Consider the following 21,685-nt stretch of genomic DNA (forward strand, 5'->3'; position numbering starts at 1 on the left):
CATCGGCAGCACGCCGAAAACAAACGCCAGCGAAGTCATTAATATCGGACGCAGACGCTGGCGCGAGGCTTCTAATGTGGCGGCGAGCAGATCGCCGCCGCGACGGTTGATATCGTTGGCGAACTCGACGATCAGGATGGCGTTTTTCGCCGACAGGCCGATGACCGTCAGCAGCCCGACCTGGAAATAGACATCGTTTTCCAGCCCGCGCGCCCAGGTGGCGATCAGCGCGCCCACTACGCCCAGCGGCACCACCAGCATCACGGCGAACGGAATCGACCAGCTCTCATAAAGCGCCGCCAGGCAGAGGAAGACGACAAGCAGCGAAATAGTGTAGAGCACCGGCGCCTGCGAGCCGGAAAGCCGCTCCTGTAAAGAGGCGCCAGTCCATTGCAGGCCGACGCCGAGCGGCAGCTGGCTCACCAGTTGCTCCATCACGTTCATCGCGGTGCCGGTACTCACGCCGGGCGCCGCCTCGCCGACAATTTCCAGCGACGCGTAGCCGTTATAGCGCTCCAGGCGCGGCGATCCGGTTTCCCAGCTGGTTTTGGCGAAGGCGCTGAACGGCACCATGCCGCCTGAGCTGTTGCGCACGTACCATTTGTTAATGTCATCCGGCAGCATGCGATATTTCGCCGCCGCCTGCACATAAACCTTTTTCACGCGTCCCCGATCGAGGAAGTCGTTCACGTAGGTCGAGCCCCAGCCGGTTTTCAGCGTATCGTTAATATCGTCGATAGAGACGCCCAGCGCCTGCGCCTTGCGCTGATCGATATCGATGCGCAGCTGCGGGCTGTCATCCAGCCCGTTGTGGCGCACGCGCGCCAGGCGCGAGTCCTGCGACGCCAGCGCCAGCAGCCGATCGCGCATCGCCATCAGCTGCGTATGTCCAATCCCGGCATGATCCTGTAATTGCATATCGAAACCGGCGGAGCTGCCCATGCCGGTGATGGCGGGCGGACTGCTGGCGATGACGCGCGCCTCTTTAATTTGGCGGAAGGCTTTGGTGGCGCGTTCAATAATCGCGAACGAGGATCGATCGGCGTCGGCGCGCATCTCCCAGTCTTTCAGCCGTACAAACAGGCGCGCCACGTTCTGACCGTTGCCGCCGGGACCGGAACCGACGGTAGCGAATACCGATTCGATATTCTCTTTCTCGTGGGTCATGTAATAGCTTTCCACCTTTTCCACCACCTTCAGCGTCTGCTGCTGCGTCGAGCCGGGCGGCAGCTGCACCTGCGTCGTAAAGATGCCGCGATCTTCCAGCGGCAGGAAAGAGGTGGGCAGACGCAGAAACAGAAACGCCATCAGACCGATAATCGCAAGGTAGATCAGCAGCCAGCGTCCGGTTTGATGCAGAATTTTCCCCACGCCGCGTTCATAGCGCTGGGTATTGCGCGCGAACATGCGATTAAACCAGCCGAAGAAGCCGCGCCGCTGGTGATGATGGCCTGGCGCCACCGGCTTCAGCAGTGAGGCGCAGAGCGCAGGCGTTAAAATCATCGCCACCAGCACCGACAGCACCATCGCCGACACCACGGTGATCGAGAACTGACGGTAAATCGCGCCGACGGTGCCGCCGAAAAAGGCCATCGGCACAAACACGGCGGAAAGCACCAATGTAATGCCCACCAGCGCGCCCTGAATTTGCCCCATCGATTTACGGGTGGCCTCGCGCGGCGACAGGCCTTCTTCGCTCATAATGCGCTCGACGTTTTCCACTACCACGATGGCGTCATCCACCAGCAGGCCGATCGCCAGCACCATCGCGAACATGGTCAGTGTATTGATACTGAAGCCGCAGAGGTAAAGCACCGAGAAGGTGCCCAGCAGCACCACCGGCACCGCTATTGTTGGGATCAGGGTGGCGCGGAAGTTCTGCATAAACAGATACATCACCAGGAAGACCAGCAGCACCGCTTCCAGCAGGGTTTTCACCACGTCGCGGATCGAGGCGGTGACAAACGGCGTGGTCTCATAGGCGACTTTCGCCTCCAGGCCATGCGGGAAGTAGCGCGACAGCTCCTCGACGCGCGCGCGCACCAGACGATCGGTCTCCAGCTCGTTGGCGCCGGAGGCGAGCTTTACGCCCAGGGCAGAGGCCGCCATACCGTTATAGCGGCTGAGGTAGTCATATTTCTCCGCGCCCAGCGCCACCTCCGCCACGTCGCCCAGCGTCACCACCGAGCCGTCGCGGTTGGTGCGCAGCGTAATTGCTTTAAACTGTTCCGGCGTTTGCAGCAGCGACTGCGAGTTGACCGTGGCGTTCAGCGCCTGGTTATCGACCGACGGCGTGCCGCCGACCTGACCCACCGCGACCTGACTGTTCTGCGATTCAATCGCGCTTACCACATCCTGCGTGGTGAGCGAATAGTTAATCAGCTTGTTGGGATCGAGCCAGATACGCATCGCATACTGAGTGCCGTAGGCGTCCACCTGGCCGACGCCGCTGATGCGGCTGAGGGGGTCCTGAATATTACTGGCGACATAGTCGGCGATATCCTGCTTATCCATACTGCCGTCGGTAGAGACAAACGCCAGCATCAGAATATTGCTTTCGCCGGTTTTATTCACCGTCACGCCCTGCTGCTGCACCGCCTGTGGCAGTTTGCGCAGGGCCGACTGTAACTGGTTCTGCACCTGTTGACGCGCTTCATCGGGGTTGGTGCCGGCAGAAAAGGTGAGGGTGATGGTCATCTGGCCGGTGTTACTGCTCTGCGACGACATATACATCAGGTTATCGATGCCGGTCATGCTCTGCTCGATAATCTGCGTCACCGTATTTTCCAGCGTCTCCGCCGAGGCGCCGGGATAATTTGCCGTAATGCGCACGTTGGGCGGCGCGAGATCGGGATACTGTTCCACCGGTAATGAGATAATCGCCAGCGCGCCGGTCAGGCACATCATTATTGCCAACACCCAGGCAAAGATTGGGCGGTCAATAAAAAAATTCGCCATTACAGCGGCACTCCTCAATACGATGTTATCAACGGGAACAAACCTGCCGGTCGCGTTGACGTCGCGACGGGCAGGCTATGCTGGGTGATTTGTTAATCGATTCAGTGCGATCGGATATCGCATCACTTTACGCGTCCCCGGAAGAAGAATCGTGGAGAAAAAGAGGAGAAAATGTAAATTATCGTGCCGAAACGCGGGGCGTTATGACACGAAGCGATCAGCGATGCTTATTCTCCAGCCACAGCACGGTCGCGGCTACGCGCGAACGCACATCCAGCTTACGCAGGAAGTTGCGAATATGCACCTTTACCGTCTCTTCCGAAATATGCAGCGCGGCCGCAATCTCTTTATTAGAAAGGCCGCGCGCCACTTCCTGCAGCACGTCCAGTTCGCGCTCGGTCAGCGTCTCGAACGGATTGGCGCTGTGGGCGCGGGTCACCAGATAGTCGCGCACCACGCTGCTGTAAACGTTAGCGCCCTGCGCGCCGTCGATAATCTGCTGCAACAGCACCTCAGGCTCGCTGTCTTTCAACAGGTAGCCGTCCGCGCCGGCGTCCAGCATGGCGTAGATATCGCTGCGCGTGTCGGAGACGGTCAGCACCAGAATGCGCGCCGCCACGCCTTCATTGCGCAACGCCTTCAGCGTATCGAGGCCGGACATGCCTTTCATATGCAGATCCAGCAGAATTACGTCCGGCGACAGCCGGCTGGCCTCCGCCAGCGCCTCGGTGCCGTTATTGGCCTCGGCGACGACGTCAAAATGGCTGTTCAGCTCCAGCAGCTGACGGATCCCCCGCCGCATCAGCGGATGATCGTCCACCAGCATCACGGTAAAATGTCGATTGTCCATGGTACTCCCAGGCGTAGAGCGCCAGCGTCGGCTGGCTAAATAAAAATGATAACGAAGGGTTACCCCGTCACGGTTTCTGTCGCCTGCATCGGAAAGCGCAGCAGCAGCCGCGTTCCGGCAGCAGGCGTAGTTTCCATTTGCAGTGTTCCGCCGAGCCGCTGCGCCCGCTCATGCATAATCGTCAGGCCATAGTGCCCGGCCGGCTCCTCAACGGTATCGAGCCCGCAGCCGTCATCGCTGATAGTGATATGGTGTTCGCCGCTTTCCAGCGTGACGCAGCTTACCTCAATACGGCGGGCGTCGGCGTGGCGAATCGCGTTCAGCACCGCTTCGCGCACAATCTGTAGCACATGCACCTGCTGCTGCGCCGTCAGCGCGTCAAAGCTTGACGCGCAGGTCAGCGCAATTTCGGCGGAAGTTTGTTGCTGCAGCGGCGTCAGCATCGCCTGTAGCGCTGCGGGCAGACAGGCTTCATCCACCGACAGGCGAAAGGTGTTCAGTAGTTCGCGCAGTTGACGATAGGCTTCCGCCAGCGCCTGATCGAAATCGCTGATGATCTGCTGCGCCGGCTGCTGCTCGGTTGTAATAGTGCGCTTCAGCAACGTCAGCTGTATGCGCAGAAACGACAGCGCCTGCGCCAGCGAATCGTGCAATTCGCGCGCGATGGTGGCGCGCTCCTCCATCAGCAGAAGCTGCTGCTGCTGTTTTTGCGCCTGATGAATCCAGATGGCGCGCGACAGCAGGTTGCCGACGCTCTGCATCAGCGGCGCGGGCGTGTGTCGATCGCCTTCCTGCCAGCGCAGCTCGCCGCCGGGCTGATTCTCCTGTTTCAGCGCTAAATGCTGCCAGGTTTTATCGGGCTGCGGCGTTCCCAACGCGAACTGCCAGCTTTCTCCGGCATCCAGCGCCAGCGCGGTGAGTTTCGCGCGGCAGAACACAATTTCCATCACCTCGGTAATCGTTGGATGACTCAGGCTGCTGACCGCCAGCGCCTGCGAAGCCTCGTAGAGGATCGTCATGGTTTGATTCGCCACCAGCAGATCGGCGGTTCGCGCTTTCACCGTATTTTCCAGCTCGCTGTAATGGCGTTCCAGCTCGCCCGACATGCGATTAAACGCGTTGGCCAGCAGGCCCAGCTCATTCTCCAGCGACGTCTCAAGCGGCGGATAGTGGAAATTGCCCTGTTCGATATAGCGGCTGGCCTGCACCAGCCGATTAAGCGGCTTGACCACCTGACGGCGCGTCAGGCGAATCGTCCAGAAGGCGAGCGCGACAATAGCGATGAAGCCGACGCCGCTGGTCAGCGCCACCAGCTGCATTTTGCGTTCCGCATAGCGCTGCAGATCGTAGACAAAGCGGTCGATCTCTCCGACATAGCCTGCCACATGTTGCGAATAGCGCTGCGGCTCCCCACTCAACAGATCCGCCTGCAGCATGGGCCAGCTGACTTTCAGCTGACGGTAACGATTACGCACGTTTTCCGGCACGTAAAAGCGGTTCAGATGCTGCAACACCGGCGCATTCAGCGACTGCTGATACGCATACAGATGCGTTTCCAGTTCGGGAGAATGGGTATCGGAATCCCAGGCCAGGCGGTAGCTTTGCATACGCAGCGAGCCGGCAAGATTGATCATTTCCGCATCGCGCAGGCTGCCGGAAAGCGTCAGCAGAGCCAGGCTTGTGGAAAGCACCGAAAGAATGACGATGCCGGCCAGCGCGCGGGCGATAGAACTGGTAACGGAACGTTTCAGCATGGGAAAACTTAACTCAAAAAAGAGGAGCAATCATAGCCTGAAACGACAGGGCACGCAGCGGTGTCAAGTCAAATTAGCAGCAGGAAAATGCGCGCGGCGCCTTTTTATCGCATCGGCAAGGCAGATAATGCTTCACTAAGGCCGCCGCGACCCGGCGGGAGGATAAGCGCGGGGCTGGCTTTTCAACCGGGCGTTACTAACGCGTTACTTTCCTGGCCGCGTGCTGGGGTAGATCCCGCTTTTACGCAGCGCCAGCGCGGCGTTCTCGCTTTTTAAGTTGTGCCACAAAAATTACAAAAGAGTAAAAAATTTCGCTGTTGGGGTTTTGCTTCCCCTTAAGAGAACGGTTAGGATTCATCGCCGTAAATCCGCTGTGTCGCTACATTACAACACTCAGATTTTCAGCGGATTTGCCCCCCGGACTCCCTGTAACGCAAACGATTGGTTATAAAGGGGAAAGGGGCTTGAGCGGACAGTAGCTCCTTTATCGGGCAGGACAACAGGAAAGGCAATGAAAGCAACCAAGAAAACGGCAGCGGAACAGCGCGCTGCCAAAAGACGCTGGCTGAATTCACATGATGCTGGCTACGACAAAGCGATGGGCAACCGTCAGGTACAAATGATCGCCATCGGCGGCGCTATTGGTACCGGTCTGTTTCTCGGCGCGGGCGCGCGTTTACAGGCTGCCGGTCCGGCGCTGGCGCTGGTTTATCTCGTCTGCGGCATCTTCTCCTTCTTTATTCTGCGCGCGTTAGGCGAACTGGTATTGCATCGGCCTTCCAGCGGCAGTTTTGTCTCTTATGCGCGCGAGTTTCTGGGTGAAAAAGCCTCTTATGTCGCGGGCTGGATGTATTTCGTCAACTGGGCGATGACCGGCATTGTCGATATCACCGCGGTGGCGCTCTATATGCACTACTGGGGCGCGTTTGGCGATGTGCCGCAGTGGGTCTTCGCGCTGGGCGCGCTGGCGATTGTCGGCACCATGAACCTGATTGGGGTGAAATGGTTCGCCGAAATGGAGTTCTGGTTCGCGCTGGTGAAAGTACTGGCGATCGTTATTTTCCTCGTGGTCGGCGTCGTTTTCCTGGGCAGCGGCAAGCCGCTGGACGGCAATGCGACCGGCTTCCATTTGATCTCCGATAACGGCGGGATGTTCCCGCACGGCTTGCTGCCGGCGCTGGTGCTGGTGCAGGGCGTGGTCTTCGCCTTCGCCTCTATCGAGCTGGTGGGCATTGCCGCCGGCGAATGCAAAGAGCCGAAAAAGGTGCTGCCGAAGGCGATTAATAGCGTTATCTGGCGTATCGGTCTGTTCTATGTCGGCTCCGTCGTGCTGCTGGTGCTGCTGCTGCCCTGGAACGCCTATCAGGCGGGACAAAGCCCGTTCGTCACCTTCTTCTCTAAGCTGGGCGTGCCTTATATTGGCAGCATTATGAATATCGTGGTGCTGAGCGCCGCGTTATCGAGCCTGAACTCCGGCCTTTACTCCACCGGACGTATTCTGCGCTCAATGGCGATGGGCGGCTCCGCGCCGCAATCGCTGGCGAAGATGAGCAGCCAACAGGTGCCGTATGCCGGTATTCTGGTGACGATCGCCGTCTATGTAGTGGGCGTGGTGCTGAACTATTATGTGCCGTCGCAGGTGTTTGAGATCGTACTGAACATTGCGTCGCTGGGCATTCTGTCGACCTGGGCCTTCATTATCGTTTGTCAGATGCGTCTGCGTAAGGCGATTAAAGAGGGCAAGGCGGATGACGTCAGCTTCAAGCTGCCGGGCGCGCCGGTCACCTCATGGTTGACGTTGTTGTTCCTGCTTAGCGTGCTGGTGCTGATGGCGTTCGACTACCCGAACGGCACCTTTACCGTGGCCTCAATTCCATTGATCGCCGTGGTGCTGATTCTGGGCTGGTTTGGCGTGCGCAAGCGCGTTCATGCCATCGCTATGACGGAGCATGATCACCATGAACCGGCCGCATCGGAGCAGCAAGCTGCCTCGCTGAATGAGCATCCCTCTAAGTAAGCTTTTCTTCTGGCGGACGAAACAGTCGTCCGCCGCTTACCCGCCCGTTTTATTCTGCAAATACCAGACCGCCGCTTCGACGCGCGACTTCAGCTGTAACTTTTTCAGCAGATGCTTTACATGCACCTTCACTGTGCTTTCGGTGATATTGAGCTTACGGGCAATGGTTTTATTCGGCAGCCCGCGGGCGATTTGCCGCAGAATATCGTGTTCCCGGCGCGTCAGCTGTTGAATATCGCGCTGAGCCGCGGGCGGTGTTTCGCGCAAGCTGCTGATCAATACCGTCGTTAAAGCGTCGCTTAACACCATCTGACCGGCGGCCGCCTGATGCAGTGCTGTCAGCAGCGCCTCCGGCTCCATATCCTTCAACAGATAGCCGTCTGCGCCGCGCTTCAGCGCGTTGACCACATCTTCTTCATCATTAGAAACGGTAAACACGACGATGCGGCCCGACAGGTCAATGCGTCGCAGACGGTCGAGGGTTTCCAGACCGTTAATGCCCGGCATATTTAAATCGAGCAAAATCAGGTCAGGATCGTGCTGTTCGGCCAGCGTGATACCCTGTTCGCCATTGCCTGCTTCGGCGATCACCTGTAACTGCGGATCGAGGCTAATAAGCTGCTTAACGCCATTACGCAGCATAGGATGATCATCAATCAGAAGGATGGTGGCGGCGTCATGGGTGGTCATAATGGCTCCGGTTAATCATGGTGTGGACGGCAGCGGCGAGGTCTGATAAAGCGTGACGAGAGGTTGGTTCTCAGGCGCGAGGCTGCCTGTCGACCGCTATTTTTCATTATTCTTAATTTTTTCTTTACACCTCTAAGGGAGTATCACCAATGAAACAAAAAACGGCTTAAAATCTTTAAAACAATGCGTTTTATTTTTTTAACGGCTTGTTTTTTAGCATAATAATAATGCCACAGCTTCTACTCATTTAGTAGACTGGACGCACTGGCAGGCTAAAACTAACTGTTTCCCCGTTGATTTATGTCAACTCCGCGCGCTAATCGACCCGGCAGGATGTGCGCAGTTTTCATTCCTTTACCGGGGTTGTTATGTCAAATTTAGCCACGCCATCAGAAAAAAAAGCATCGGGCGCCGTCATTCAGGACTGGCGGCCGGAAGATGCCCAGTTCTGGCAGCAGTGCGGTAAACGCATCGCCAGTCGTAACCTGTGGATTTCCGTTTTTTGCCTGCTGTTGGCATTCTGCGTCTGGATGCTGTTCAGCACCGTTGCCGTTAATTTAAATAAGGTCGGCTTTAACTTTACTACCGATCAGCTCTTTCTGTTAACGGCGCTGCCTTCCGTTTCCGGCGCGCTTCTGCGCGTCCCTTATTCCTTTGTTATTCCCCTGGTCGGCGGCCGCCGCTGGACCGCTTTCAGCACCGGCTTTCTGCTGTTGCCCTGCGTTTGGCTTGGTTTCGCCGTGCAGAACCCGGAAACGCCTTTCGCTATTTTCATCGTAATCTCGCTGCTGTGCGGTTTCGCGGGCGCGAACTTCGCCTCCAGCATGGGCAATATCAGCTTTTTCTTTCCAAAGGCGCAGCAGGGCGGCGCGCTGGGTATCAACGGCGGCCTGGGCAACCTGGGCGTGAGCGTGATGCAGCTGCTGGCGCCGGTTGCCATCTCTTTTGCGATTTTTGACTTCTTTGGCGGCCATGGCCAGGTCACCGCCGACGGCAGCCAGATGTGGCTGGAAAACGCCGCCTGGATTTGGGTGCCGCTGCTGCTGATCGCCACTATCGCCGCCTGGTTCGGCATGAACGATCTCGCCGCCTCGAAAGCCTCGCTGCGTCAACAGCTGCCGGTACTGAAGCGCGCGCATCTCTGGGGCCTGAGCCTGCTCTATCTCGCCACGTTCGGCTCGTTTATCGGTTTTTCCGCCGGTTTCGCCATGCTGTCGAAAACGCAGTTCCCGGATATTGTGATCATGAAGTACGCCTTCTTCGGTCCGCTGCTGGGCGCGCTGGCGCGTTCCGCTGGCGGCGTGATCTCCGACCGCTTCGGCGGCGTACGGGTTACGCTGATTAACTTCATCGTTATGGCGCTGTTCACCGCGCTGCTGTTCCTGGCGCTGCCTGGCGAGGGTGACGCGGGTTCCTTCCCGATGTTCTTCGGCATCTTTATGGTGCTGTTCTTAACCGCAGGCCTCGGCAGCGGCTCGACATACCAGATGATCGCGGTGATTTTCCGCAAAATCACCTGGGATAAAGTCAAAGCGCGCGGCGGCAGCGATAAAGAGGCGCAGCAGGAAGCGGTGACCGATACCGCAGCGGCGCTCGGCTTTATCTCTGCGATTGGCGCAGCGGGAGGCTTCTTCATTCCGCAAACCTTCGGCATCTCTCTGGCGATGACCGGTTCGCCAGCCGGCGCCATGAAAATCTTCCTGGTGTTCTACGTGATTTGCATCCTGATCACCTGGCTGGTTTACGGCCGTAAAGCGGCGCGTTAATCGCTACTACCGGCTCTGTTTCTGGCAGAGCCGGTTTTTATTTGTCGCCTCGCCGTCCGCACTCTACTCCCAAATAGCCAGCAAAAAGCCAGACTTATTATCCATAGCGATAGTAAGGCTATTTAAGCAATAAATTCATGGAGTTATAGCAGGATACAAGGTGCCACTTTAGTGGTAGTCGGCGTGGCGCGGTCGGGACGGCAAAGGAGCTGACTTGATCGCAATCAAGCGCCCAACGCCGTCAGCTCAGTAGGCTGACGCCTATCACCAAAAGCAATGTCGTTTAGCCATTTATAACAACACCGAGCCTTCAGGAGAATTCCAGATGAGCAAATTTCTGGATCGGTTTCGCTACTTCAAACAGCTAGCTGAACCTTTTTCTGGTCAACATGGCCAGACACTCAACACTAACCGGGACTGGGAAGATGGTTACCGTAGCCGTTGGCAGCATGACAAAATCGTGCGCTCCACGCACGGCGTCAACTGCACCGGTTCCTGTAGCTGGAAAATCTACGTCAAAAACGGTCTCGTCACCTGGGAAACGCAGCAAACCGATTATCCGCGCACCCGCCCGGATCTGCCGAATCACGAGCCTCGCGGCTGCCCGCGCGGCGCCAGCTACTCCTGGTATTTATATAGTGCCAATCGCCTGAAATATCCACTGATGCGCAAGCGCCTGGTGAAATTATGGCGTGAAGCGAAAGCGCAGCACAGCGATCCGGTCGACGCATGGGGCTCGATCGTTAACGATGCGGAAAAAGCGAAAAGCTACAAAGTGGCGCGCGGGCGCGGCGGTTTTGTGCGCTCCAGCTGGCAGGAAGTGAATGAAATTATCGCGGCGGCCAACGTCTGGACTGCGAAAACCTTCGGCCCGGACCGTATCGTCGGCTTCTCGCCGATTCCGGCGATGTCAATGGTTTCCTATGCGTCGGGCGCGCGCTACCTGTCGCTGATCGGCGGCACCTGCCTTAGCTTCTACGACTGGTACTGCGACCTGCCGCCCGCCTCGCCGATGACCTGGGGCGAGCAGACCGACGTGCCGGAATCGGCCGACTGGTATAACTCCTCCTATATTATCGCCTGGGGCTCCAACGTGCCGCAGACGCGTACGCCGGACGCCCACTTCTTTACCGAAGTGCGTTACAAAGGCACCAAAACCGTGGCGGTCACGCCGGACTATGCGGAAGTCGCCAAGCTGTGCGATCTCTGGCTGAATCCGAAGCAGGGCACCGACAGCGCGATGGCGCTGGCGATGGGCCACGTGATGCTGAGAGAGTTCCATCTCGATCGCGAAGTCAGCTATTTCCGCGACTACGTGCGCCGCTACACCGACATGCCGATGCTGGTAATGCTGGAGCCGCGCGACGGTGGCTACTACGCGGCGGGCCGCATGCTGCGCGCCAGCGATCTGGTGGACAACCTCGGCCAGGAAAACAACCCGGAATGGAAAACCATCGCCATCGACGGCCTGAGCGGTGAACTGGTCGCGCCGTTAGGCTCTATCGGCTACCGCTGGGGCGAAGAGGGCAAATGGAACCTGGAAGCGCGCGAAGGTCAGTCGCAGCGTGAGGTTGAGCTACAGCTGAGCCTGCTCGGCAGCCACGATGAGGTGGCGGACGTCGGCTTCCCGTACTTCGGCGGCGCCGAAAGCGAACATTTCAACAGCGTGGCGCTGGATGAAATCATGCTGCATAAGCTGCCGGTCAAGCGCCTGAAACTGGCCGACGGCAGCGAAGCGCTGGTCACCAGCGTCTACGATCTGACGATGGCTAACTACGGTCTGGATCGCGGCCTCGACGACGCTAACTGCGCCGCCAGCTACGATGAGATTAAAGCCTATACGCCAGCCTGGGCGGAAAAAATCACCGGCGTTTCCCGCCATCAGATGATCCGCATCGCGCGCGAGTTCGCTGAAAACGCGGAAAAAACCCACGGTCGTTCGATGATCATCGTCGGCGCGGGCATGAACCACTGGTTCCATATGGATATGAACTACCGCGGGCTGATCAATATGCTGGTCTTCTGCGGTTGCGTAGGGCAGAGCGGCGGCGGCTGGGCGCACTATGTCGGCCAGGAAAAACTGCGTCCGCAGACCGGCTGGACTCCGCTGGCGTTTGGCCTTGACTGGCAGCGTCCGCCACGCCATATGAACGGCACCTCGTTCTTCTACAACCACTCCAGCCAGTGGCGTCATGAAACTGTAGCCACCGAAACGCTGCTGTCGCCGCTGGCGGACAAGTCGCGCTTCCAGGGCAGCCTGATCGACTTCAACGTGCGCGCCGAACGCATGGGCTGGCTGCCGTCCGCGCCGCAGCTGGCGACCAACCCGCTGCATATCGCGGCGAAAGCGGCCGCAGCGGGTCAGACGCCGGTTGACTATACCGTCGAGAGCCTGAAAAACGGCGCGCTGCGCTTTGCCGCCGAGCAGCCCGACAACCCGCAGAACTTCCCGCGCAACCTGTTTGTCTGGCGCTCCAACCTGCTCGGCTCCTCCGGCAAAGGTCATGAGTATCTGCTCAAGTACCTGCTGGGCACCGAAAACGGCATTCAGGGCAAAGACCTGGGCGAGCAGGGCAGCGTGAAGCCGCAGGAAGTGGAATGGCAGGATAATCCCAGCGTCGGCAAACTCGATCTGGTGGTGACGCTCGATTTCCGCATGTCCAGCACCTGTCTCTACTCCGATATCGTGCTGCCGACCGCCACCTGGTACGAAAAAGACGATATGAATACCTCGGATATGCATCCGTTTATTCATCCGCTCTCCGCCGCCGTCGATCCCGCCTGGGAAGCGAAAAGCGACTGGGAAATTTATAAAGGCATCGCGAAACGCTTCTCTGAAGTGTGCGTTGGGCATCTTGGCAAAGAGACCGACGTGGTGACGCTGCCGATACAGCACGACTCCGCCGCTGAGCTGGGACAGCCGTTCGGCGTAAGTGAGTGGAAGAAAGGCGAATGCGATCTGATTCCGGGCAAAACCGCGCCGCATATTATCGCCGTTGAGCGTGACTATCCGGCCACCTGGGAGCGCTTCACCTCTCTTGGTCCGCTGATGGACAAGCTGGGCAACGGCGGCAAAGGCATCAGCTGGAATACCCAGACTGAAGTCGACCTGCTGAAGAAACTCAACTATGTCAAAGCGGAAGGGCCGGCAGCCGGTCGTCCGAATATCGACAGCGCTATCGACGCCGCAGAGGTGATCCTGACGCTGGCGCCGGAAACCAATGGCCACGTAGCGGTAAAAGCCTGGGGCGCGCTGAGCAAAATCACCGGGCGTGACCATACGCATCTGGCGCTGAACAAAGAAGAGGAAAAAATCCGCTTCCGCGATATTCAGGCGCAGCCGCGTAAAATCATCTCCAGCCCGACCTGGTCCGGCCTGGAAGATGAGCACGTCTCCTATAACGCCTGCTACACCAACATCCATGAGCTGATTCCGTTCCGTACCCTCAGCGGCCGTCAGCAGCTTTATCAGGATCATGAGTGGATGCGCGCCTTCGGCGAAAGCCTGCTGGTCTACCGTCCGCCGGTGGATACCCGCGCCGCGCAGCCGCTGCTGAACCAGAAGCCGAACGGCAACCCGGAAAAAGCGCTCAACTTTATTACGCCGCACCAGAAGTGGGGCATCCACTCCACCTACAGCGACAACCTGCTGATGCTGACGCTGTCACGCGGCGGACCGATAGTCTGGATGAGCGAAGAAGATGCGCGCGAGCTGGGCATTCAGGATAACGACTGGATCGAAGCGTTCAACGCCAACGGCTCGCTGACGGCGCGCGCGGTGGTGAGTCAGCGCGTACCGGCCGGGATGACCATGATGTACCACGCGCAGGAACGTATCGTGAATATTCCTGGCGCGGAAATCACCGGTCAGCGCGGCGGTATCCATAACTCAGTAACGCGCGTTTACCCGAAACCGACCCATATGATCGGCGGCTACGCGCAGCTCTCTTACGGCTTCAACTACTACGGAACGGTAGGTTCAAACCGTGATGAATTTGTGGTGGTGAGAAAAATGAACAATGTCAATTGGTTGGACGGTGAAGGCAACGACGATTGCCAGGGTACCCGTCAGGAGGCGCAGCAATGAAAATTCGTTCGCAAGTCGGTATGGTGTTAAACCTCGACAAATGCATCGGCTGTCATACCTGTTCGGTTACCTGTAAAAACGTCTGGACCAGCCGCGAGGGCATGGAATACGCCTGGTTTAACAACGTCGAAAGCAAACCGGGCGTCGGCTATCCGCGCGCCTGGGAAGATCAGGAGAAATGGAAGGGCGGCTGGATCCGTAAAATCAACGGTCAGTTGCAGCCGCGCATGGGCAGTCGCGTCGGCGTGCTCTCCAAAATCTTCGCCAACCCGGACGTACCGGCGCTGGATGATTACTACGAGCCGTTCGATTTCGATTATCAGCATCTGCACAACGCGCCGGAAGGCAAACATCAGCCGATCGCCCGTCCGCGTTCGCTGATCACCGGCCAGCGCATGAAGAAAATCGAAAACGGCCCGAACTGGGAAGAGATCCTCGGCGGCGAGTTCTCCAAACGCTCCCAGGATAAGAACTTCGACAACATCCAGAAAGAGATGTACGGCCAGTTCGAAAACACTTTCATGATGTACCTGCCGCGTCTGTGCGAACACTGTCTGAACCCGGCCTGCGTCGCCACCTGTCCCAGCGGCGCTATCTATAAGCGCTCGGAAGACGGCATCGTGCTGATCGATCAGGACAAATGCCGCGGCTGGCGTATGTGTCTGACCGGCTGCCCGTATAAAAAAATCTACTTCAACTGGAAAAGCGGCAAGTCAGAAAAATGTATCTTCTGCTATCCGCGCATCGAAGCGGGCCAGCCGACCGTTTGCTCTGAAACCTGCGTTGGCCGCATCCGCTATCTCGGCGTGCTGCTGTACGATGCGGACCGCATTGAACAGGCGGCCGCGGTGGAGAACGAGCAGGATCTCTACCAGAGCCAGCTCGACGTCTTCCTCGACCCGCACGATCCAGCAGTGATTGAGCAGGCGCTGAAAGATGGCGTGCCGCAGAGCGTTATTGACGCGGCGCAGAAATCGCCGGTGTACAAAATGGCGATGGACTGGAAGCTGGCGCTGCCGCTGCACCCGGAATACCGCACGCTGCCGATGGTCTGGTACGTGCCGCCGCTGTCGCCGATTCAGTCCGCCGCCGACGCGGGCGTGCTGGACCAGCAAGGCGTGCTGCCGGATGTGGAAAGCCTGCGCATTCCGGTGCAGTACCTGGCGAACCTGCTGACCGCGGGCGATACCGCGCCGGTGCTGCTGGCGCTGAAGCGCATGCTGGCGATGCGTCACTACAAACGCGCGGAAAGCGTGGATGGCGTGATCGACACCAGCGCGCTGGAACAGGTCGGCCTGACCGAGGCCCAGGCGCAGGAGATGTACCGCTACCTGGCGATCGCCAACTACGAAGATCGCTTCGTGATTCCTTCCAGCCACCGTGAGCTGGCGCGCGAAGCGTTCCCGGAAAGCAAAGGCTGCGGCTTCAGCTTCGGCGATGGCTGCCACGGCAGCGACAGCAAATTCAACCTGTTCAATACGCGCCGCATCGATGCCATCGACATCACGCGCCGCACTGAAAATCAGGGGGATGCCTCATGATTGCGTTACGCATTATTGCGCGTTTGCTGGACTATCCCGATCGGGCGCTGTTCGATCACCAGGCGGATCTGGAGGAGGCGCTGGCTGACGCCAGCGAGCTGAACGAAGCCCAGCGCGAACAGCTGCTGACGCTGCTGCGCGACTTCAGCGCCTGCCCGCTGCTCGATCTACAGGCCGACTACTGCGAGCTGTTCGATCGCGGCCGCGCCACTTCGCTGCTGCTGTTTGAACATGTGCATGGCGAGTCGCGCGATCGCGGCCAGGCGATGGTCGATCTGATGGAGCAGTATCGCGCCGCCGGTCTGGAGCTGGACAGCCGCGAGCTGCCCGATTTCCTGCCGCTCTACCTGGAGTATCTGAGCAGTCGCGAGCCGGAAACGGCGCGCGAAGGGCTGGTGGACATCGCGCCGATTCTGGCGCTGCTGAGCGCGCGTCTGCATCAGCGCAACAGCCGCTGGGCTGGCCTGCTCGATCTGCTGCTGGCAATCTCTGAAAGCGGCATCGCCGCCGAGGCGCTGGAGCCGCAGGTGACGCAGGAGGCGCGCGACGATACGCCGCAGGCGCTGGATGCGGTATGGGAAGAGGAGCAGATCCGCTTCCTCGGCGAACAGGGCTGCGCGTCAGCACAGCAGGAAGCGCACCAGCGCCGCTTTGCCGGCGCGGTTGCGCCACAGTATCTGGACGTGGCGCAAGCCACCACGGGAATGACAGGACGCTGATCATGCACTTCTTGAATCTGTTTTTCTTTAATATCTATCCTTATCTGGCCGGTACGGTATTTCTGGTCGGCAGCTGGCTGCGTTATGACTATGGGCAGTACAGCTGGCGCGCCGGGTCCAGTCAGATGCTGGATAAAAAGGGGATGCGCCTGGCGTCGAACCTGTTCCATATCGGCATCATCGGCATCTTCTTCGGCCATCTGGTCGGGATGCTGACGCCGCACTGGATGTATGAATCCTTCCTGCCGATTGCTGTGAAACAGCAGCTGGCGATGGTGGCGGGCGGCATCTGCGGCGCGCTGACGTTGATCGGCGGCGCGCTGCTGTTGAAGCGCCGTCTCCTGAATCCGCGCGTGCGCGCCACCAGCAGCACCGGGGATATCCTGATCCTGACGCTGCTGGTGATTCAGGCGACGTTGGGCCTGCTGACCATTCCTTTCTCTGCTCACCATATGGACGGCAGCGAAATGATGAAGCTGGTGGGCTGGGCGCAGGCGGTGGTCACCTTCCAGTCCGGCGCGGCGGCGCATCTGGAAGGCGTGGCGCTGATTTATAAAATCCACATGGTGCTGGGCATGACGCTGTTCCTGCTGTTCCCGTTCTGCCGACTGGTGCATATCTGGAGCGCGCCGGTGGAATACCTGACCCGTCGCTATCAGCTGGTGCGTAATCGCCGCTGACAGCGCTTGCCGCAGACCTTCGGGTCTGCGGCATTTATTTTGCCCCCGTAAGCCCTCTCATCTCTCTTCCCGTTCAACCCAACCGACTTTGCTCGTCAGGAACCGGTCCTGCCGTTCGTCGTTCGCCATTGCACTGGCGCTGAAAACTTTTCCGGTTCATTAACCCTCTCCCGTCAGCTAAATTCCTGCATTCGGCGGCGGGAATTCGGATAGTTTTTCCGCGCGGGCGGTTTTATCATCGCTGACGCCTGTTCAATATACGGAGTCGCTATGGCCGCCCCAATCAAACTGATCAAAGAAAAGCTGCTGTCGGAAAACTGGTTTGTGCTGCGCAACTATACCTACGAACTCACTACCCGCAGCGGCGAAACGCTGCGCCATAAGCGAGAGGTGTACGACCGCGGCAACGGCGCCACGATTCTGCTTTATAATCGCCAGAAGAACAGCGTGGTGCTGATCCGTCAGTTTCGTATGGCTACCTGGGTCAACGGCAATGAGGACGGCATGCTGATCGAAACCTGCGCCGGGCTGCTGGATAACGATTCGCCGGAAGAGTGCATTCGCAAAGAGGCGATTGAGGAGACCGGCTACGCCGTCGGCAAGGTGGAGAAGCTGTTTGAGGCCTATATGTCGCCCGGCGGCGTAACCGAGCTGCTGCACTTTTTCGCCGCTGAATATGATGAGTCGCTGCGCGCCAACGCAGGCGGCGGCGTGGAAGATGAGTCGATTGAGGTGCTGGAAATGCCTTTCCCGCAGGCGCTGGCGATGGTGAAAAGCGGTGAAATCCGCGACGGCAAAACCATTATGCTGTTACAGCACGCGCTGGTCGCAGGCTGGCTGCGCGCCTGAGGCGTCAGCCTTGAGCGGACGGCGCATGCGGTCCGCTTCGGTGACGCCGATGCTGAAGGACGTTTTGTCGCCAGCGTTTTAACCGCCGACATCGCTGGCTGCGCCGCATTTATGCGCCATGTTCCGGCGGCGCCCAGGCGCGTCCGCCTCTCTTACCGCTTAGCTGGCGGCCACGATAGTATCCGGCTGGGCTAGCGCCTCGACCTGCAATGCCGGATAAGCGTGCAGCCGCGCCAGCGCATCGGCGTAGAGCGGCATGGAATTCGCCGCGCCGGGACGTTCTACGCAGAGCGAAGCATAGGCGGAAGCGAACAGCGCCGCCTGTTTCAACGGTTCGCCCGCCGCCAGCCGCGCGGCGAGCGCGCCGTTAAAGGCATCGCCCGCGCCGGTGCTGTCGGCAGGCTGCGCCGGAAACAGCGGAATGCGGTACATCGCCTCGCCGTCAGAAAGCAGCGCGCCCTGCATGCCCAGAGTAATAATCAACTGCCGCACCCCTTTGCGATGCAGCGCCGTCGCCGCGCGCATCGCATCGTCAATATCGCTGACGTCAACGCCGCTCAGCAGCGTCGCTTCGGTGCTGTTAGGCGTCAGCAGATCGACCTTGCGCAGCAGCGCGTCGCTCACCTTTTGCCAGGGCGCCGGATTAAGAATCACAAAGGTGCCCGCCGCGCGCGCGATGTCCACCATTCGCTGAATAGCGCTCAGGTTATTTTCCAGCTGCATCAGCAAAATATTGGCGGCAGCGACGGTCGGCTGGCAGCGCGCCACCTCCGCCGCGGTGACGGTAAGATTGGCGCCGGGATACACCGAAATCATATTCTCCGCGTCGTCGCCCGCCACGTAGATCAGCGCGTTGCCGGTGGGCTTCTCTTTACAGGTAAACAGCGTAATGGCGTCGAAGCCTGTTTTTTCCAGGTGGCGTCGGGCGAACTGGCCGAAATCGTCCTGGCCGACCTTGCCAATATAGTGAACGCGCGCGCCAGCGCGCAGCGCTGCGGTGGCCTGATTCGCCCCTTTGCCGCCCGGCCCCATCATACTGTGACGCGCGATCAGCGATTCGCCCGGCAGCGGAAAGCGGGCCATACCCGCGACAATATCGAGATTGAACGAGCCGAAAACACACACTTTGCCTTTCATGCGGGCCTCCTGAAGTGGCGCTCGGCGGCCAGGCAGGCGCCGCGGCAGCCGGTTTGATCGGTTACGCTGCTGAATATCAGCTGTAGCCCCTGTCGGGTCACCGGCGGACGCAGATGGCTGAAAATCGTTTCGCGCAGCGCCACAAGCGGAAAGTCCGCCATCCCCAGCACGCCACCGCCGAGGATCAGATAAGCGGGATCGAGAATGTTCATTTCACCGGCGATGGTTTGCCCCAGACGCTGAATAAAATCCTGAAGCGCGGGAGCGTCGCCGTGACGGGTAAACAGTTGCGCCAGCGGCGTTGCAGGCTGATTCTCCGCCGCCCAGCGCGCCAGCCAGCTGCCGGAGGTCAGCGTCTCGACGCAGCCCCGGTTGCCGCACGGGCAGGGCAGCAGGTTGTCGCGCCAGGGAATGTGGCCGATTTCGCCTGCGCCGCCGTGTTCGCCGTGATAGAAGCGACCATTCAGCCACAGGCTGTTGCCCATGCCGGTGCCGAGATAGAGCCCGACGGCGCTGTCGGGCAGCGTCTCCAGCTGCATTAAATCCCACAACAGCAGATGATTGACATCCTTATCCATCGCCACCGGCACGCCCAGCCGCTGTGTCAGCAGCGCGGCGACCGGCTGGTTATCCAGCGCCTGGATAAAGGGCAGGGAGATCACCTGCTGGCGGTCGCGGCTCAAAATTCCCGGCAGCCCCAGCATCACGCCGCTGACCGGCTGCCGCTCCAGCGTGGCGTCGATCAGCGCGGCGAGCGCCTCCAGCGCCTGCGGCGTCTGCGCCCAGCTGGCGGTCGGCACTTTGCGAAAATCGGACCATTCATGCCGCGCATCCATCAGCAGCAGGCGGGTGCTGGTGCCGCCAATATCGATGCCAAGCCATCGCTCTGTCATGCCGACTCCCGCAGCAGGCCCTGCGCCTGAGTAATGTTGCCCATCATCGTCTCCCAGGCGGTTTCCAGATTGTCATGCAGGTTGAACAGGCCGGAGGTGCCGACAATCAGCACCTCCGCGCCCGCCTCCAGCAGCGTCGCGTAGGTTTTCTGATTGCAGGAGCCGTCGATTTCTATCAGGTAGCGATAGCCGTGCTGCGCCTTCAGCGCCTTCAGCTCCGCAATCTTGCTGACCATCTCCGGGATAAAAGGCTGACCGGCGTAGCCCGGATCGACCGTCATCACCGTGATCTTATCGAGCAGGTGAATATAGTGATGGATCCAGGAGACCGGCGTCGCCGGGTTCAGCACCACGCCCGGCTTTTTACCCAGCGCGCGGATCTGGTTGATCACCCGGAAGGCGTCGCGGTTGATGGTCTCCGCATGCGGGCAGATAAAATCGGCGCCCGCCTGCGCTACCGCCGGAATAAAGTCGGTGGGATTTTCCACCATCAGATGCACGTCGATCGCCACCGGCGTGTGCGGGCGTATCTGTTCGATAAAAAAGGGCGACAGCGTAATGTTTTTCACATAGTGGCCATCCATGATGTCCACGTGAAGAAAGTCCGCCCGCGAATTAAGCACCGACAGCTGCTGCTTAATTTCCATCAGGTTCATACACATCAGCGAAGGGGAGATCTGGATACGCATTACACTTCCTTTTTTTCAGTTAAGTGGGGCAAAGAGGCGCGCGGCTGGCGGCGGCGCAGCGCCAGAAAATGCTGTAAGCGGCCTTTTGCGCGTTTGATGGCCAGCACCAGAATCAACACCACGCCCCACATGGCGAGACTGAAGTGCTGACTGATATTTAACAGGCTGAAGCCGGTAGAGAGGATCTGCAGCGCCAGCAGCGCCAGCACCACGCCGGTGACGCGGCCGAAGCCGCCGTTGGGATCGGCGCCGCCGAGAATGATCGCCAGCACCGTCAGCAGCAGATAGGCGTCGCCGTAGCCCATGCGCGCGGAATTGAAGCGCGCCATCATCACCAGCCCGGCGAGCACGCAGAGCCAGCTGGAGATGACATAGACCACAATCAGCATGCGGTGCGTATTGACGCCGCTAAACCAGGTGGCGTTGATATTACTGCCGCCCATGTAGATACATTTGCCGGTGCGGGTTTTGCCGAGAAACAGCGCCAGCAGCGCGGCGGCGGTGATAAACAGCCACAGCGGCAGCGGCGCGCCGAACAGGGTGTCGGCGCCCAGCGCGCGCACCACCTCCGGCATGCCGCTGACTGCCGCGCCTTTGGTCAGCCAGATGCCGACGCCGTTCAGCGTAATCATGGTGGCGAGCGTCACCAGAATTGGGTGGGCCCCGATGCGTGTCACCATCAGGCCGGTAATGACCCCGATCAGCGTGGCGATCAGCAGCGCGCCCAGCAGGGCCAGCGCCATCCACAGCAGCTGCATCGCCGTTCCGGCGCCGACCGGCAGGAAATGAAGCAGCGTCCAGGCGATAAACAGGCTGGTGAGATTGGCGGTGGCGATAATCGCCAAATTCAGGCCGCCGCTGAGGATGGCGATAAACATCCCCAGCGTCAGCAGGCCGAGCTCCGGCAGCTGAAAAGCCATGCTCATAAAGGTGGCGCCGGTAAAGAAGCGTCCCGGCAGCAGCACGGCGAACAGCGCCAGCGACAAAGCGATAAGCAGCAGCAGCCCGCTGTTGGTGCCGTCGGGCAGCCAGGTATGGCGTGGTTTCATGGTCTG

At 59.4% G+C, this 21,685-nt stretch carries 15 protein-coding genes; 7 read left to right on the forward strand and 8 right to left on the reverse strand.

Annotated features, from left to right (window positions below):
• The 3 genes from acrD to narQ form a co-directional block, all read right to left on the reverse strand.
• A partial coding sequence (gene acrD / locus MYY08_RS01760; protein ID WP_288012731.1) for a multidrug efflux RND transporter permease AcrD occupies positions 1–2,958 on the reverse strand: 2,958 nt, incomplete at its 3' end.
• A gap of 217 nt (positions 2,959–3,175) precedes the next feature.
• Positions 3,176–3,808, reverse strand: coding sequence for a response regulator (locus MYY08_RS01765; RefSeq protein WP_038624807.1), 633 nt, complete (start codon positions 3,806–3,808; stop codon positions 3,176–3,178).
• 59 nt (positions 3,809–3,867) lie between these two features.
• Positions 3,868–5,562, reverse strand: coding sequence for a nitrate/nitrite two-component system sensor histidine kinase NarQ (gene narQ / locus MYY08_RS01770; protein ID WP_288012734.1), 1,695 nt, complete (start codon positions 5,560–5,562; stop codon positions 3,868–3,870).
• Positions 5,563–6,073: 511 nt separating this feature from the next.
• On the opposite strand from narQ, the gene ansP reads away from it, so the two are divergent.
• The gene (gene ansP, locus MYY08_RS01775; protein ID WP_038624812.1) at positions 6,074–7,579 is read left to right on the forward strand and encodes an L-asparagine permease; all 1,506 of its coding nucleotides are present in this window, start codon (positions 6,074–6,076) and stop codon (positions 7,577–7,579) included.
• 36 nt (positions 7,580–7,615) lie between these two features.
• On the opposite strand, the gene narL is transcribed toward ansP, so the two are convergent.
• A complete protein-coding gene (gene narL / locus MYY08_RS01780; RefSeq protein ID WP_190296094.1) occupies positions 7,616–8,269 on the reverse strand; it encodes a two-component system response regulator NarL in 654 nt (217 codons plus the stop codon).
• Positions 8,270–8,637: 368 nt separating this feature from the next.
• Here narL and MYY08_RS01785 point away from each other — a divergent pair, with 368 nt between their 5' ends.
• The 6 genes from MYY08_RS01785 (at position 8,638) to nudK (ending at position 17,911) form a co-directional block, all read left to right on the forward strand.
• Entirely contained in the window at positions 8,638–10,035 is a 1,398-nt protein-coding gene (locus tag MYY08_RS01785; RefSeq protein ID WP_038624816.1) for a NarK family nitrate/nitrite MFS transporter, read from the forward strand.
• A 325-nt stretch (positions 10,036–10,360) separates the two neighbouring features.
• Positions 10,361–14,122 carry a nitrate reductase subunit alpha gene (locus tag MYY08_RS01790; RefSeq protein ID WP_288012739.1) on the forward strand — a complete coding sequence of 1,254 codons (3,762 nt, stop codon included), beginning with the start codon at positions 10,361–10,363 and terminating at the stop codon, positions 14,120–14,122.
• On the forward strand, positions 14,119–15,663 hold the full coding sequence (gene narH, locus MYY08_RS01795) for a nitrate reductase subunit beta (RefSeq protein WP_038624820.1): 1,545 nt from the start codon (positions 14,119–14,121) through the stop codon (positions 15,661–15,663). The genes MYY08_RS01790 and narH overlap by 4 nt, the downstream gene beginning before the upstream one ends.
• Positions 15,660–16,382, forward strand: a complete 723-nt coding sequence (narJ, locus tag MYY08_RS01800; RefSeq protein WP_038624822.1) for a nitrate reductase molybdenum cofactor assembly chaperone — start codon at positions 15,660–15,662, stop codon at positions 16,380–16,382. Before narH ends, narJ begins: the two co-directional genes overlap by 4 nt.
• Before the next feature lie 2 nt (positions 16,383–16,384).
• Positions 16,385–17,062, forward strand: a complete 678-nt coding sequence (gene narI, locus MYY08_RS01805) for a respiratory nitrate reductase subunit gamma (protein WP_038624824.1) — start codon at positions 16,385–16,387, stop codon at positions 17,060–17,062.
• Positions 17,063–17,332: 270 nt separating this feature from the next.
• Complete coding sequence (nudK, locus tag MYY08_RS01810; RefSeq protein WP_038624826.1) at positions 17,333–17,911, forward strand: GDP-mannose pyrophosphatase NudK; 579 nt, start codon at positions 17,333–17,335, stop codon at positions 17,909–17,911.
• 159 nt (positions 17,912–18,070) lie between these two features.
• Here nudK and MYY08_RS01815 read toward each other — a convergent pair whose 3' ends face one another.
• Genes MYY08_RS01815 through MYY08_RS01830 form a run of 4 tightly spaced genes read right to left on the reverse strand, consistent with a single transcriptional unit; the run spans position 18,071 to position 21,679 of the window.
• Complete coding sequence (locus MYY08_RS01815; protein WP_038624828.1) at positions 18,071–19,048, reverse strand: ribokinase; 978 nt, start codon at positions 19,046–19,048, stop codon at positions 18,071–18,073.
• Positions 19,045–19,941, reverse strand: a complete 897-nt coding sequence (alsK, locus tag MYY08_RS01820) for an allose kinase (protein WP_038624830.1) — start codon at positions 19,939–19,941, stop codon at positions 19,045–19,047. Before alsK ends, MYY08_RS01815 begins: the two co-directional genes overlap by 4 nt.
• Positions 19,938–20,630, reverse strand: coding sequence for a D-allulose 6-phosphate 3-epimerase (alsE, locus tag MYY08_RS01825; protein WP_038624832.1), 693 nt, complete (start codon positions 20,628–20,630; stop codon positions 19,938–19,940). Before alsE ends, alsK begins: the two co-directional genes overlap by 4 nt.
• Positions 20,630–21,679: an ABC transporter permease gene (locus tag MYY08_RS01830; RefSeq protein WP_084970271.1), complete on the reverse strand. Its 1,050-nt coding sequence runs from the start codon at positions 21,677–21,679 to the stop codon at positions 20,630–20,632. Before MYY08_RS01830 ends, alsE begins: the two co-directional genes overlap by 1 nt.
• Between the last annotated feature and the right edge of the window lie 6 nt (positions 21,680–21,685).

Source organism: Mixta sp. (genome assembly GCF_024610815.1).
Lineage (GTDB): Bacteria > Pseudomonadota > Gammaproteobacteria > Enterobacterales > Enterobacteriaceae > Mixta > Mixta calida.